Annotated in this window: 12 protein-coding genes; 8 read left to right on the top strand and 4 right to left on the bottom strand. The window is 35.0% G+C overall.

Annotated features, from left to right (window positions below):
- Positions 1-287: 287 nt before the first annotated feature.
- Positions 288-3,593 carry a reprolysin-like metallopeptidase gene (locus U6A24_RS22315; protein WP_324182248.1) on the top strand — a complete coding sequence of 1,102 codons (3,306 nt, stop codon included), beginning with the start codon at positions 288-290 and terminating at the stop codon, positions 3,591-3,593.
- 209 nt (positions 3,594-3,802) lie between these two features.
- The gene (locus tag U6A24_RS22310) at positions 3,803-4,168 is read left to right on the top strand and encodes a hypothetical protein (RefSeq protein WP_324182247.1); all 366 of its coding nucleotides are present in this window, start codon (positions 3,803-3,805) and stop codon (positions 4,166-4,168) included.
- Here the strand turns inward: U6A24_RS22310 and cmk are convergent.
- The gene (cmk, locus tag U6A24_RS22305; protein WP_324182246.1) at positions 4,165-4,863 is read right to left on the bottom strand and encodes a (d)CMP kinase; all 699 of its coding nucleotides are present in this window, start codon (positions 4,861-4,863) and stop codon (positions 4,165-4,167) included. The genes U6A24_RS22310 and cmk overlap by 4 nt on opposite strands.
- A gap of 318 nt (positions 4,864-5,181) precedes the next feature.
- Here cmk and mreB point away from each other — a divergent pair, with 318 nt between their 5' ends.
- On the top strand, positions 5,182-6,219 hold the full coding sequence (gene mreB, locus U6A24_RS22300; protein ID WP_324182245.1) for a rod shape-determining protein: 1,038 nt from the start codon (positions 5,182-5,184) through the stop codon (positions 6,217-6,219).
- A gap of 69 nt (positions 6,220-6,288) precedes the next feature.
- On the opposite strand, the gene lon is transcribed toward mreB, so the two are convergent.
- Positions 6,289-8,739, bottom strand: a complete 2,451-nt coding sequence (gene lon / locus U6A24_RS22295) for an endopeptidase La (RefSeq protein ID WP_324182244.1) — start codon at positions 8,737-8,739, stop codon at positions 6,289-6,291.
- A gap of 223 nt (positions 8,740-8,962) precedes the next feature.
- Here lon and U6A24_RS22290 point away from each other — a divergent pair, with 223 nt between their 5' ends.
- The 5 genes from U6A24_RS22290 to U6A24_RS22270 all read left to right on the top strand — a co-directional run bounded on the left by U6A24_RS22290 (position 8,963) and on the right by U6A24_RS22270 (position 12,813).
- Positions 8,963-9,514: an RNA polymerase sigma factor gene (locus U6A24_RS22290; protein ID WP_324182243.1), complete on the top strand. Its 552-nt coding sequence runs from the start codon at positions 8,963-8,965 to the stop codon at positions 9,512-9,514.
- Positions 9,511-10,074: a hypothetical protein gene (locus U6A24_RS22285; RefSeq protein ID WP_324182242.1), complete on the top strand. Its 564-nt coding sequence runs from the start codon at positions 9,511-9,513 to the stop codon at positions 10,072-10,074. Before U6A24_RS22290 ends, U6A24_RS22285 begins: the two co-directional genes overlap by 4 nt.
- Complete coding sequence (locus U6A24_RS22280; protein WP_324182241.1) at positions 10,055-11,146, top strand: DUF4097 family beta strand repeat-containing protein; 1,092 nt, start codon at positions 10,055-10,057, stop codon at positions 11,144-11,146. The genes U6A24_RS22285 and U6A24_RS22280 overlap by 20 nt, the downstream gene beginning before the upstream one ends.
- 34 nt (positions 11,147-11,180) lie before the next feature.
- A complete protein-coding gene (locus U6A24_RS22275) occupies positions 11,181-11,915 on the top strand; it encodes a head GIN domain-containing protein (protein WP_324182240.1) in 735 nt (244 codons plus the stop codon).
- 157 nt (positions 11,916-12,072) lie between these two features.
- Positions 12,073-12,813 (top strand): tyrosine-protein phosphatase, encoded by a 741-nt coding sequence (locus U6A24_RS22270; RefSeq protein ID WP_324182239.1) that lies wholly within the window; start codon positions 12,073-12,075, stop codon positions 12,811-12,813.
- Here U6A24_RS22270 and U6A24_RS22265 read toward each other — a convergent pair.
- Together U6A24_RS22265 and U6A24_RS22260 are read right to left on the bottom strand one after the other, a co-directional pair.
- Entirely contained in the window at positions 12,810-15,167 is a 2,358-nt protein-coding gene (locus U6A24_RS22265) for a GumC family protein (RefSeq protein ID WP_324182238.1), read from the bottom strand. The genes U6A24_RS22270 and U6A24_RS22265 overlap by 4 nt on opposite strands.
- Positions 15,168-15,170: 3 nt before the next feature.
- The gene (locus tag U6A24_RS22260; protein ID WP_324182237.1) at positions 15,171-15,953 is read right to left on the bottom strand and encodes a polysaccharide biosynthesis/export family protein; all 783 of its coding nucleotides are present in this window, start codon (positions 15,951-15,953) and stop codon (positions 15,171-15,173) included.
- Positions 15,954-15,955 lie beyond the last annotated feature (2 nt).

Below are 15,955 nucleotides of genomic sequence, written 5' to 3'. Positions count from 1 at the left end.
ATATATCTTAAGACCACTACATAGTGGTCTTTTTTGTATTTCATCTATTCTTCTTTCTTAAAAAAATAATTAATCAATTATATATCAACCACTTATCATATACAATTATCAATTCGACAACTTCTTAAAGAGAAAGCATCCTGTAATTATCTAATCTTCACTAATCCTCTATTATTATTAACAAAAAACAATAATTATTAACAGCACACTATATTATTGTTAAATAATTCACAAATAACTTGATAATATACTTACATTTACCAGCCTAACTCAAATTATAACTAATTATGAAAACACGACTATCTTTATTCGTGGGCTTATTTATGATAAGCTTTGTTTTCGCCCAAACCAACCCATGGACGAAAACCAATAACCGAAGTAGTCTTACCATTTCCGAGACTAAAAAGCACTTACCAACCAGCAATCTATATGAGCTTGATATTGATGCTATTAAGAGTGTTTTAAAAACTGCTTCCAACAGAGAAAAATCTTCCACTACCAAGGCAATTCTTAAATTTCCGGCAGCCAATGGTACTATGAAATCATTCAAAGTATTTGAAGCTCCTGTTTTTCATCCAAAGCTTGCTGCGAAATACCCTGAAATCAAATCATATGTGGGACAAGAAATTAATGGTCCTGGTATTTTAAGATTCAGCATGGATCCATCAGGATTGCAAAGTATGATATTAGCTGGGGATTCTTCAGTATTTATGGATCGTATTTCGAAAAGTTCAAATACATATACCGTGTATAAAAGACATGAATCTACGTCGGTAAGTAAATTAAAATGTTTGGTAGACGAAAACACTCAAAACTTCACTAACAAATCATCCAATGCAACCAAAAATGCAGATGACAGTACATTAAGAACATACAGACTTGCAGTTTCTACCAACGGCGAGTATACTCAGTATCACGGAGGCACAAAAGCCGGTGCAATGGCAGCTATTAATGCGACTATGACACGTGTAAACGGGATTTTTGAAAATGATTTTGCTATTACCATGGTAGTAATTGCAAATAACGAAGATGTTGTATATACCAATCCAAATACCGATCCATATACAGGAAGTTTTAATAGCCAGTTACAATCTACATTAACTAGTGTTATTGGAGAAGCAAACTATGATATTGGCCACTTGTTTGCAAAAGCAGGAGACAACGGTAACGCCGGGTGTATTGGTTGTGTTTGTGTGAACGGTAGTAAAGGAAGTGCTTTTACCTCTAGAGGAACTCCTGAAGGAGATGCTTTTGATGTTGATTATGTTGCACATGAAATCGGGCACCAATTTGGAGCAAACCATACATTTTCTTTTAGAAATGAAGGAACAAATGCACATTTTGAACCAGGAAGTGGTACTACTATAATGGGATATGCAGGAATTACAGGGGCCACAGATGTTCAACAAAATAGTGATCCTTATTTTCATTTTTATTCTATTCAGCAAGTAACAAATTATGTAAAAACGACTAGCTGTCAAACCAATACAAATACAGGTAATGCAATCCCAGTTGTTAATGCGGGATCTGACTATACAATTCCTAGAGGAACACCATTTGTATTAAGTGGGCAAGCTACTGACGCTAATGGAGATAGCCTAACATACTGTTGGGAGCAAGCCGATGAGAATAATGCTTCAACTACATACCCCAGTGTAACAGGAACTTCAGGTGTAGCATTTAGATCGTACAATCCAACAGCTTCCAATGAAAGATATTTCCCAAGGCTGGAAACTATAAAAACCGGAGCTACTTCTTGGCAATGGGAAGCCGTACCCGATGTGACCAGAACTTTAAATTTCAGATTAACTGTAAGAGATAATCGTGCAGGAGGAGCTGGAAACAATAGTGACAACATGAGAGTAAACGTAACCGCCAATGCAGGGCCATTTGTAGTTAATGTTCCAAACACTAATGTAAGCTGGCCAGCTAATTCAACGCAAACGGTTACCTGGAATGTTGCCGGTACAACTGGTAATGGAATTAATGCTACCAATGTAGATATTTTATTATCTACCGATGGTGGTGATACGTATCCTATTGCCTTAGCAACTGCGGTACCAAATGATGGTTCTCATAGTATTACTGTTCCTAATATTCAAGGAGCACAAAACAGAATTATGGTAAAAGGTTCTGGAAATATTTTCTTTGATATCTCGAATGTAAACTTTGAAATTTCTGGCGTAGTTACCCCTGATACTCAGGCTCCTTCTACTCCATCAAGTTTATCTGCATCTAATGCCACACAAAATAGTGTGGACTTATCATGGTCAGCTTCGACAGATAATGTTGGAGTTACGGGTTATGATGTTTATCAAGGAAGCTCTGTAATTGCCACAGTGGCCAATACAACTTATCAGGTAACCGGATTGTCCCCTGAAACGGCTTATTCTTTTAGGGTAAAAGCTAAAGATGCTGCGGGTAACGAATCAGGATTTAGTAATACTGCCAATGCCACAACATTACCAGGAGGTACAGGTGGCAATGGTTGTACTTCGGGAATAAGTTCTTTCCCATATAATGAAGGTTTTGAAAACACGCTTGGTGCATGGACACAAGATACTGGGGACGATATTAACTGGACAAATGATGCGAATGGAACTCCTTCTCGCAATACGGGTCCATCAAGTGCTGCTCAAGGATCATACTACATGTATATCGAGGCCTCAGGAAATGGTACAGGGTATCCAAATAAAAGAGCTATTTTGAATTCTCCATGTTTTGATTTAAGTGGAGAAACCCAAGCAACATTCTCTTTTCAATATCACATGTATGGTAGTAGTATTGGTACCTTAACTTTGGAAGCTAGTAATGATGATGGCGCTACATGGGCGTCATTATGGACATTATCTGGTGACCAAGGAAACTCTTGGAAATCTGCAAGTATTGATTTAGCTTCGTATACCGGATCTGGAGTGCAGCTTCGATTTAATGGTATCACAAGTACTTCTTGGGCAGGTGATATCACTATAGATGATGTAAGTGTAACTACAGGAACAGTTACACCTCCTTCTTGTACCGATGTTGATTTATCAATCACTCTGGATAATTATCCAGAAGAAACGAGCTGGCAAATTACAAATAGTGGTAATCAAGTGGTAGCTTCTGGAGGAACGTACGGTTCTCAACCCGATGGATCTACTGTTAATATCACCGAGTGCTTAGATGCTGGTACTTATACATTTACAATTAATGATTCTTATGGTGACGGTATTTGTTGTAGATATGGTAATGGATCTTACGCTCTAACAGCGGGAGGAACTACTCTAGCTTCTGGAGGTTCATTTGGAGGATCTGAATCGACTACATTTACTGTTGGAGGTACTTCAAGAAGTGTACAAATAGACAACTTTGTAACTACCAAAGCTTCTTTCTTATCTGTTTATCCTCTTCCTGTACAAAACACATTACGTATTTCAACTTCCAAAGATGATCTTATGTCGTTTACCGTGAACGATATCCTAGGAAGAACCGTTTCGCAAGGAAGGGTTACTAATAAATCTATTGATTTTACTTCTTTAAAATCGGGATTATACCTGGTAACAATTAATGCCGGAGGGAAACTTTCGACATTTAAAGTCACCAAGAAGTAACGAATTAAATAAAAAAATAGAGTGAATCTATAAATTCATTTGTTTATATATTTATGAAAATGCCGTCATATATATGACGGCATTTTATTTGTGGTCCCTCTCCAAAAGATGAGTATTTCATTGATAAAAGAAATAAATAACATACAAATTGTTTTATGTTTTACGGTTTTACCTTACTTTTGCCGCCGTTTAACCTAAATCGCCCACTTATGAATAGAATATTACTTTCACTTTTATTGTTTAGTTCCCTACAAATGTTAGGTCAATCTTTGTCTAAGACTCATATTATATATGAATCAAAAGATCAGATCATTATGAATAATGGTAAGCAATATCAAATATTGGCAGAAACTCATTTTGATAAAAACTCTGATTCATCTATATCGCAGCAAAAGGAAATGCTTGGTCATGTATTGTCTTTAAATCGTATTTTGGTTTTAAAAAATGACGAAGAGTCCATAAAACTTGTAGAATGGTCAAACGACAATATAAAGTTTTATGAATACCCAAAAGTATTAGCTTTCTTAATAGAGGAAAAGCAAGAATCAAATTTTGATTTGCAAGCCAATGATTAGGCGTTCTTAATTGCCGTCCTTGCTAGCACTAATATCTGTTCGAATTGATCCTCAAGAGTTAAATTCGAATTGTCAATTTTAACGGCATCACTAGCTTTTCGAAGAGGGGAATCTTTTCGGGTACTATCAATATGATCTCTGTTAACAACATTTTTTAATACATCTTCGTACGTAACCTCTTCTCCTCTTTCTTTAAGTTCCAGGTATCTTCTTTCTGCCCTATCTTTGGCTGTAGCCGTCATAAATAGCTTGAGTTCGGCATTAGGAAAAACAACAGTACCAATATCTCTTCCGTCCATCACAATCCCTTTGTTTTCGCCCATTTGATTTTGTTGCTCTACCAATTTCTTTCGCACAGCCGATACTGCAGCAACTTTACTAACATGTTTGGAGACTTCAAGTGTGCGTATTTCACGCTCTACATTTTCTTCATTAAGCAAAGCTTCAGCTATACCGGTTTTAGGATTAATCTCAAACTTGATATTTATTTTTGGAAGATCTTTTTCTAGTTTTTCCTGATCGAACCTGGACTCCCCAATAAACCCTTTTCGCATTGCATAAAGAGCTATTGATCGATACATTGCTCCTGTATCTATATAAATATAGCCTAATGCTTTGGCCAATTGTTTTGCCACGGTACTTTTTCCTGTAGAAGAATGTCCATCGATTGCAATAATTATCTTCTTATCTTCCAAATTACTAAATTTTAAAACTTGTGATTATCATTAGATTTGGCCCAAAAATAATCTAAACAATTCATAAACTATCTATTCGAATAAAAAAGTTCTTTTAAACATCAAGTTTATTTTGGTACAATCGCAAAAACAAAGTACATGCGATAAAACGGAATACCCGTACTCAAGACTCCATCTTATTTACAGGTAAAAATTAACAACTTCACACAATAAACGCAGTTTATCGGAGTTATTTACCTTTAAACCCTATTGCATGAATTGAAAGTTACTCTATTACACCTTAAATCAACACATATTAACCTAAAGTAAACACAAATCATGGGCTTTTTTGATTTTTTGAATGAGAAAATTGCAATAGATCTTGGCACCTCAAACACGCTAATTACTTATAAAGGAAAAATAGCTGTAGATAATCCCTCTATCATAACAATGAATCAAATCACGGGGAAAATTATTGCCGTTGGTAAAGAAGCGGGAATGATGCGAGGAAAAATAAATAAGAACATAAAGACCATTTACCCATTTAACAATGGTGTAATATCGAATTTTGATGCTACCGAAAAGATGCTGAAGACATTTATAAAAAAATTATCCTCTATAAATGCATCCGTATTTAGTTCATCATATAATATGATGATTTCTATTCCTTGTGGAAGCACTGAAGTCGAAATGCGTGCCGTTAAAGAATCTGCAAAACGGCTTAATGCAAAAAATGTATTCTTAATCCATGAACCTATAGCGGCAGCAATTGGCGGAGGAATAGATGTATTAGAACCCAAAGGAAACATGGTTGTAGACATAGGCGGAGGTACTACAGAAATTGCTGTAATTTCTTTAGGTAGAATTATTAGTGGTCAATCGGTTAAGATTGCGGGTAATGTTTTTAATGAGGATATTAAACAATATGTTCGAGAATCTCATAATTTACATATTGGAGAATCCATGGCCGAGAAGATTAAAATTCAAGTAGGTTCTGCGATAGATCATTTAGAATCTCCACCAGAAAAGATGGAAGTTGAAGGAAGGGACCTTTTAACGGGAAAACCAAAACAAATTGATGTAAGCTATAAAGAAGTTGCCAAAAGCCTGGATAAATCTATCAATCAGATAGAAAATTCGATCATGGAAACACTTTCAGAAATTCCCCCAGAGATTTCGGCAGATATATACAATACTGGAATATATCTAACTGGTGGTGGATCTATGTTGCGTGGATTGGATCAAAGATTCTCTAGAGCTACCGAACTTCCTATACATTTAGGAGAACGTCCACTAGAAACCGTTGTAAAAGGAAGTGATATTGTTTTAAAGAATCTGGATCATTATAACAGTGTTTTGGTGCAAAACAGGAGATAAAAAAAGTATTCTAAATAAAAGAGGCAGAACTAAATAGTTCTGCCTTTTTATTATTATTTCTATGTAAGACTATAGTTTCTTAGCATTCTTCACCTTTGTATTTGTGATGGCCAATTTTAAAACATCTCCCATATCTTTCACATAATGGAAAGTAAGTCCTTTAAGATATTCTTGTTTAATCTCTTCAATATCTCTCTTATTATCTTCACAAAGCAATATCTCTTTAATGTGTGCCCTTTTTGCTGCCAGAATTTTTTCTTTAATGCCGCCAACCGGTAACACTTTGCCACGCAATGTAATCTCGCCGGTCATGGCCAAGCTCTTTTTTACTTTGCGTTGCGTAAATAAAGAAACTAAAGAGGTGAGCATTGTAATACCTGCACTGGGTCCATCTTTTGGAGTAGCTCCTTCTGGTACATGAATATGTACATTATATTTATCGAATATATCTGGGTTAATCCCCAACTCGCCAGCATTTGCTTTAATATATTCCATGGCAATGGTGGCCGATTCTTTCATTACTTTACCAAGGTTTCCGGTTATGCTAAGATTCCCTTTTCCTTTTGAAAGAATAGATTCAATGAACAATATATCACCACCCACGCTTGTCCAAGCCAATCCAGTTACTACTCCGGCGACATCATTGTTTTCGTATTTGTCCCGTTCTAACTTGGGCGCGCCAAGAACTTCAATAATGTCTTCATTGGTAATTTTGACGTTATACGCTTCTTCCATTGCGATATTCTTGGCAGCAAAGCGAACCATCTTTGCAATTTGTTTTTCTAATCCACGTACTCCAGATTCTCGGGTATATCCTTCTACAATTTTTTCTAATTGGGCTTTACCTATTTTAAGGTGCGATTTATCCAGACCATGTTCTTCTAATTGCTTAGGCAACAAATGCTGTTTGGCAATCTCGACCTTCTCTTCTATCGTATATCCGGTAACGTTTATAATTTCCATACGATCTCTAAGAGCAGGTTGTATAGTTCCCAGGCTATTTGATGTAGCAATAAACATAACTTTGGAAAGGTCAAATCCCATTTCCAGGAAGTTATCATGAAACTCGGAATTTTGTTCTGGATCAAGAACTTCTAATAAAGCAGAGGAAGGATCACCTTGATTTCCAACAGATAATTTATCAATCTCATCAAGAACAAATACTGGATTGCTAGTACCAGCTTTTTTAAGGCTTTGAATAATTCTACCGGGCATTGCTCCTATGTATGTTTTTCTATGGCCTCTTATCTCGGCTTCATCGCGTAATCCTCCAAGAGAAATCCTTACATATTCCCTACCTAGTGCTTCGGCAACAGACTTTCCTAACGAAGTTTTTCCCACTCCAGGAGGTCCATATAAGCATAGTATGGGAGATTTCATATCATTACGAAGTTTTAAAACCGCCAAATATTCAATAATGCGACGTTTTACTTCATCCAAGCCGTAGTGATCTCGATCAAGAATCTTTTTGGCACGTTTCAAATCGAATTTATCAGTGCTATATTCGTTCCATGGTAGATCCAGGAAGAGATCCAGGTAGTTACGCTGTATCGAATATTCTGCAACCTGCGGATTCATACGCTGCATTTTGGAAAGTTCCTTGTCAAAATGCTTCTTTACCTTTTCGTCCCACTTCTTTTCTTTACTGCGCATGCGCATTTCCTCAATTTCATCTTCATGAGAAACTCCTCCAAGTTCTTCTTGGATCGTTTTCATTTGTTGATGTAAGAAATACTCACGCTGTTGCTGGCTCATATCATGCTGAACCTTGCTTTGTATATCATTTTTAAGCTCTAGTTTCTGAAACTCTTCATTCATAAATTTCAGAGTTGCCAAGGCTCTTTCTTGCAGATCATTTATTTCCAGAAGTTTTTGTTTTTCTTCTACAGGTAAATTAAGATTGGAAGAAACAAAATTGATCAAAAAAGAGTTACTTTCTATATTTTTGATAGCAAATGAAGCTTCTGAAGGAATGGTTGGACTCTCCTTTATTATTTCTAACGCCAGATCTTTAATAGAATCTATTATTGCTCCAAACTCTTTATTTTCTTTTGCTGGTCTAGCCTCGGCAACATCTTTCACTTTGGCTTTAAGGTAAGGCTCTTCTTCTACAATTTCTTGTATTTCAAAACGCTTCTTTCCTTGTAAGATTACTGTAGTATTTCCATCAGGCATTTTTAGTACGCGAAGGATACGTGCTACAACTCCTACCTTATTTATATCCTTTGTAGAAGGGTTTTCGACCTCTTCTTCTTTTTGAGAAACTACACCAATAGTTTTATTTCCATTGTTGGCCTCATTAAGAAGCTTTATTGATTTATCTCTTCCTGCGGTAATCGGGATTACCACTCCAGGAAATAATACTGTATTGCGTAATGGCAGTATAGGCAACAGAGAAGGCAATTCTTCTTTGTCTATTTCTTCTTCATCTTCGGGTGTTAATAACGGTATTAACTCTGCATCCTCATCAATCCCTTGAAATGACAAACTGTCAAGTGTTGTAAATTTGGTTTTCGCCATAATTATATATCATAGTCATTTTGTCACAAGAACAAAACAACATTTCTTTTTTAAAATTAATTCAAATTGATCAAAAACACTACAAATCCTTATAAAATAAGAACTTGAAAGTATTTTCTATATGTATATTTCAATTCTTATGCCATAAACTTTCAAAAAAAATTTAAAAAACTGTAACAAAACAGATCTATGCATATCTTTATGTAAAAGTAAACAGAATTTTTTGTCACTGACCCAACTAAATACAGAGCAACTAATAGCGAAGTGTCGCGAGCAAGATCAAAATGCGCAACTCGAGATTTATAATCGTTACTATAAAGCAATGTATAATACAGCATTGAGAATTATAAAAAATACTGCCGAAGCCGAAGACATCATGCAAGAGGCTTTTTTAACAGCTTTTACAAAATTATCAATGCTAGAGGACAACAATATGTTTGGAGCCTGGTTAAAAAAGATTGTAATCAATTCGAGTTTAACCGTAGCAAGGAAGAAGGATTCTTATAGAGAAGTAACTCTAGAAACGGTAGAATATTCCCTTGCAGAAGACTCCCACGGAATTATCGAGGACGAATTAAATTCTGTTAAGGCTAACACCATTGTAAGTACACTAAATCAACTAAAAGACAGTTATAGCACTGCATTATCACTACACCTAATTGAAGGTTATGATTATGAAGAAATCTGTCAAATTATGAACATATCATATTCTAATTGTCGTACGCTGGTTTCGCGCGCAAAAGAAAGCTTACGAAAAAAATTACAATTCGCATGAGTAATGAGGATAATATAGAAAAACTATTTGAACGTATGCAAAATCAACTAGACATACATGAACCTTCTGGTGGTCATCAAATGAGATTTTTAGAAAAATTGCAGCAACAAAACAAAGTTGTACAATTACAAACTAAAAAACGCAACTGGATCAAACCATTATCGATTGCCGCCTCTATTGCAATTTTAATTGGTATTGCAGCGGTAAGTATGATGTCTAGCTCTATTGAGGAAGCCGATTTGGCCAGCGTTTCTCCCCAAATGGAAGAGACACAAAGCTTTTTCTCTTCTGCCATCCAGGTACAATTGGAAGAAATTAATAAAATTTCCTCTGTTGAAACCAATGAATTAGTGGCGGATGCTATGACTCAATTAGAAAAACTCGAATCTGATTACGAAGAATTAAAAAAAGATCTTGTTCTAAGTGGAAATGATAAGCGCGTTATCAGTGCTATGATAAAAAACTTTCAAAACCGTGCAAGTCTATTAGAAGAAGTGCTTCAAAAAATGAACAACATTAATGAATTTAAATTAACAAAAAATGAAAACTCTATACTATAATATTATTCTCTTATTATTGGTCCCCACTCTAATTTTTGCTAATAATGGTGAATTAAAAGGAAAATATAACAAGGAAAAAACACTGAAAAAGGAGTTTACTGTAAATAGAGATGCGTTATTAAAAATTAGCAATGATTATGGTAACCTCGATATTACCTCCTGGAATGAAAACCGAATAGTGATGGAAATCAACATTAAAGTAAGCGGTAATAATGAAGAAAAAGTAATTAAGAAACTTGAATCTATAGATGTTGAATTCGATGCGTCTTCGCAAATGGTGAGTGCTAAAACCGTTTTTAATAAAAATAATGATTCTTGGTGGAGCAAATGGTCCAGTGGATGGAACAACAACCTAAGCATGAAAATTAACTACACTGTTAAAGTTCCGGTAACCAATAGTATCGATCTTAATAATGACTATGGAAACATAAATCTCGACAAAATTGAAGGGAATGCAAAAATTAACTGTGACTATGGACAAATTATATTAGGCGAATTATTGGCAGATGATAATTATATCAATATAGACTACACTAATAATAGTAGCATTCAGTATATGAAATCTGGAAAGATAAATGCAGACTACTCTGATTTTGAAGTTGGCAATGGAGATAGAATAGAGCTTAATGCAGATTATACACAATCCAAATTCAAGTCAATTGGTGATTTAAGTTACAACTGCGATTATGGCGGCTTAAAAGTTGAAAAAGGAGGAAAAATCATTGGTTCTTCAGACTATGTGAACACAAAAATAGGAACAGTTTCCAAAGAACTTAATATAGAATCAGATTATGGATCGCTTGAGATTTATGCATTACAATCTTCTTTTAATGAAGTAGCTATCGATACCGATTATACCCGAGTCGATATTGGATATGAAGATGGATGTACTTTTGACTTTTACATTAAAACCTCGTATGGCGGTATTAAATTAGATGATGGTATTTCCGTTCAGAAAAAGTATGTAAAAGACTCCAAAAAAGAATATGAAGGGTACAATGGAACCAGAAATAGCGGTAACACCATTAACATTACTTCTAGTTATGGAGGAATTAAACTAAGAAAAAATTAAATCACACAAATAATAAACAAAAGAATTCAATCAAATGAGAACAGCAACAATAATTTTAAGCATAGCACTTTGTACTATTACTTCGGTAAACGCACAATGGTGGGGAAGTAAGAAAATTAATGGTAATGGTAATGTAGTTACCAAAAACAGAAGTACTTCTGATTATGATCAGGTAAAGGTTAAAGGTAATCTTGATGTAGCCCTGGTTTCAGGTTCTGAAGGGAAAATTGTTATCGAAGGAGAAAGTAATCTTATAGAACACATCCGTACCGAGGTTGATGGAGATGTTTTAAAGGTATATGTTGAAAAAGAATACTATCTTAAACCTTCTAGAGGTAAAAAGTTATTGGTAACCGTACCTTTTGAAGACTTAAGTAAAGTGACTTTAGCAGGATCCGGAGATGTTTACAGCAAAGATGTAATTAAGGCAACCAACTTTAAAACCGGTATTTCGGGTTCTGGTGATGTAAAACTAAAAGTTGATGCACAGAATACTGAAGGTTATGTTACCGGAAGTGGAGATTTGGTGTTAAGTGGTTCTTCGGGTACTTTTGAATGCAAAGTGACAGGATCGGGTGATCTTTCTGCCTATGACCTTAATGCCAAAGATGTTACAGCTTCTGTAACTGGATCTGGAGACATACAAGTTACCGCCAATACTTCTATCAAAGCCCGAATTACAGGGTCTGGAGATATTGAGTATAAAGGGAACCCTGAAATGGAAGACAAAAAAGTATCTGGATCAGGAGACATTTCAAAACGTCAATAGTCTAAATATCATTTAACATATTAAGCTGTTTAAGAACCAAGGTTCTTAAACAGTTTTTTTTATGTCCAAATATCTTTACTTTTACAGTCAGATCTATTAAGAATACATCGAGTTCTTTGCAATAGGCACATTTTTTTAACCCCAAACTATAATCGTATTGTCGTTTTTATCTAAAAAAAAAGTACCGCTGTCAAAAATTATCCCCGATAATTATGTTGACATTCATTCGCATCTTATACCTGGGATCGATGACGGAGTTAAAACGATATATCAATCTGCATATATTCTGGAACAGTTTGAAAAACTGGGGATAAAAAAAGTGATTACTACTCCGCATGTGATGCAACAGATTTGGCCCAACTCATCCGAGGTAATTACCAATAATTTAAAAAAGCTTCATACTGTACTTCCTCCTTTGGGGATATCAAAAATCAAACTACAAGCTAGCGCAGAATATATGATGGATGACTTGTTCTATGAGTGCTTAAAAAAAGGAGATATATTACCATTACATAAAAATTATATCCTTGTTGAGATGTCGACCTTCAGCCCACCTTTAAATCTAGGTGAGATATTATTTGAAATTAAAGTTGCCGGGTATATTCCTATTCTAGCACATCCAGAAAGGTATACTTTTTATCATCAAAATGATTTAAAGAAATATGATGAATTAAAGCAATCTGGTTTTTTATTTCAACTCAACCTATTATCTGTTTCGGGATTTTATGGAGATCAGGTGAAAACGATTGCCAACAAATTAATTGATCAAAATTACATTGATTTTACGGGTACCGATATTCATAACTATCACCATTTGGGAATTTTGGAAGAAGGGTTCCCCCAAAAAGTCGCAGAAAGAATCACGGCCCTTATGAAAAACAATACTATTTTTTCCTAATTTTTCTTGTTACCATAACCATAGCCGTAGTTATAGCCAGCTTGATTTCCAGCTGCATTTAGTAATACTGCAATGTTTGGAAGACGTTTTTCGGTATAAAAACTTTGTGGCATTTGCAAGATTCTCTTATCCGAATAATTTTCTCGAACAATGTAAATACATAAATCAGCAAAATGTCCTATTAATAACGTGTCAGCAACTAGACTAACAGGAGAAGTATCTACAACTATATAATCATAGTTTTCTCTAAGATATTCGAACATCTTACCTACCCTTTCATGCATTAATAATTCTGCAGGATTAGGTGGGATTGCTCCAGACGAAACGACATCGAGAGGACTATCACCGCTATCTCTAAAAATAACATCTTTAGGAGACAGGTCACTATTCATAATAAAATTCGTAAGCCCTTTGGTATCTTTTCCTTCGGGTAAGTCTAAAAACTGATGGAATTTTGGGTCTCTTAAATCCGTTCCTAAATAAACAACCTTTTTTCCTGTGATAGCCAATGTTTTTGCCAAGTTTGAGGATATCATGGTTTTTCCCTCTCCTGAAATGGTAGAGGTTACAAAAATAACTCTACCTCTATCCTTACTCGTTCCGGCCATTAAGAAATCTAAATTCGTACGTAAGATCCTGAAAGCTTCAGCAACTCCAGATCGATCATTAGGAGATATAACGATCTTACTTTTGGATTTCACTTTTGGTATAGCGCCAATTATTGGCATAGAAAGTACCTTTTCAAGATCTTCTCTAGATGTTATCTTCACATTAAGTAGATCTGAAAGATAAATAATCATAAACGGAATTAAAAAACCTATAAATAGGGCTCCCGCATAAATAATCCTTTTATTAGGAGAAACAGGGTACGAATTTAATGTCGAAGCACGATCAATCACCCTTGCATTTGATAAGGTAATATGACTGGTTATTTCAGCTTCTTCTCGCTTTTGTAATAAATAAAGATATAATTGCTCTTTAATGGTTTGCTCACGTTCTATAACCCTTAAATCCTTCTGGCGAATTGGTGCATTATAAAGCTTTCCACTAAAATACTGATCTTGGGTTCTTAGGCTTTTCAATCTAATATCTATAGACCCTTTAAGACTATTTAAACTTCCTATTAAAACTTGTCTAAGGCCATCAATTTGTTGATCAATATTAACCACGACCGGATTTTGCTCACTTGAGGTTTTTAATAAACGCTTTCGTTGAAGTATTAGTCCATTGTATCTGGACACTGTATTTGTAATAGTAGCCTCATTAAAACCAAGATTGGCGGGTATTAAATCATATCTTCCCTCTTGGCTTAGCACAAACCTTCGCATTGATTCTATCAAACTAAGCTGAGTGCTAAGTTGCGCTATTTCCTGTACATTTCTAGAGTCTATATCGGCAACACGTTGCGTTTGGGCTTCGACATCATTGGTCAATCCAAATCTGGATTTATAACCTGCTGCTTCATCATCAACCTCAGATAGATCACCAGAGATCAAATCTAATCTTTCGTTTATGAAGTTAGCGGTCCTGGCAGAAATCTGCTTCTTATTTTCAATAGTAGCTTCGTTATATTCGTCTACCAAATTGTTGATGATATCCTTTGCTTTTTCTCTTACAGGATCATTCAAAGAAACCCCTACAAGAGATGAGCTGCCAACAGGGTAAATTGCTAATCGATTACGATATCCCTCTGCAACAAATTTGACCGGTGAGATTTGAATTTTGATAACCGTTCCCGAATTGGATTCTACATTTTCTATACTTGGTGTGATCACTATATCTCCTACACTACTAGAAACAGTATTTCCGAAGGAATGATCACTTAGCTTCTCTCCTTTTTTATTTAAAAACGAAAATGACGTATTAGAATTTATTCGCACATGAAATGTAGCGGCTTTGGTATGTACAATAGAATCGTGCGATAAGAAATTAATTTCAACTAAAGACTTAGGATAATTCTCGATTTCCAAAATTCTTCCTTCTGAAAAATAACGAACATTAAGTTTAAGATCTTTAACCACATTGGTAATTAAAGTTCTGGATTTTAATATTTGAATTTCATTTTCAATTTTACTTTGAGAATTGTCCAATAATCCTAAATCCTTAAAGGCAGCAAGTTCTGACTCGCTAATGTTTTCGTCCTGCGAAATCATTATTGTCGAAGAAACATTATACTGTGGAATCGTATATCGTATTTTAAGGTACGCCAGTCCCAAAAACAGTAGAATACTCAAGACAAACCAGTACCATTTCTTAAGATATCGGACAATTAGTTCTCTAAGATTAAAACTAAAATTGGACGAAGTCTCTATAGTGCTATTATTAGCGGCAGTGTTGTTGTTAGAATTGTTCATATCTTATAATCCTACAATAAATGCTACAGCCGATAAGGCAACTCCAATTATACCCAAAACAACTCCTAAAACATTTCTATTAGCTTTGGATTCTCTAACTTTTGATTCGTTTGGCTCAACATAAAGGACGTCATTTTGAGCCAAATAATATACTGGAGAATTAAAAATATCTTTCGAAGTAAGGTCTAACCTATGATATGTATTTACACCATCATTTTCGCGTATCACCATTACATTTGTTCTTTTACCCATAATTGACAAATCACTTGCCATTCCTAATGCTTCGATTACAGTAACTCTTTCGTTAGGAATTGTATAAGATCCTGGTGCACCTACCTCGCCTATCACAGTTATTTTAAAGTTTTTAAGTCGTACATTTACGATAGGGTCATTAATATATACCTTCAATTTTTCTTTGATTATTTCTTTAACTTGCACCCTGGTAAGACCAGCAAGCTTAAGTTTGCCCAATACGGGGAACTCAATATTACCATCTTCATCGATCAAATATGTAGGTTCTGTCGCTCCCGAAGAAGTTTCTCCTCCTCCATTCTCTCCTAATGAAATAGACGCTCCTTGAAGATTAAATGGTCGAGCAGCATCCATATCGGAAGCAGAAACTAATATGCTTACGACATCATCTACTTTAAAAACCGGAGTAAAGGAATTACTCGAATTAATTTTTTCTAAGTCCGAAGCATTTTGAAAATAAACTATATCGGTTGGTGTCTTACATGAAATTATTGATAGTAACAATAAGATCAAAAACAAAAATCTACCCTGCATAT

Origin of the sequence: Aquimarina gracilis (assembly GCF_035285365.1) — a bacterium.
In the GTDB taxonomy this organism is placed as follows: Bacteria; Bacteroidota; Bacteroidia; order Flavobacteriales; family Flavobacteriaceae; genus Aquimarina; species Aquimarina gracilis.
Note: the sequence above shows the minus strand (reverse complement) of the source record. Positions and strands in the feature narration are given on the sequence as shown.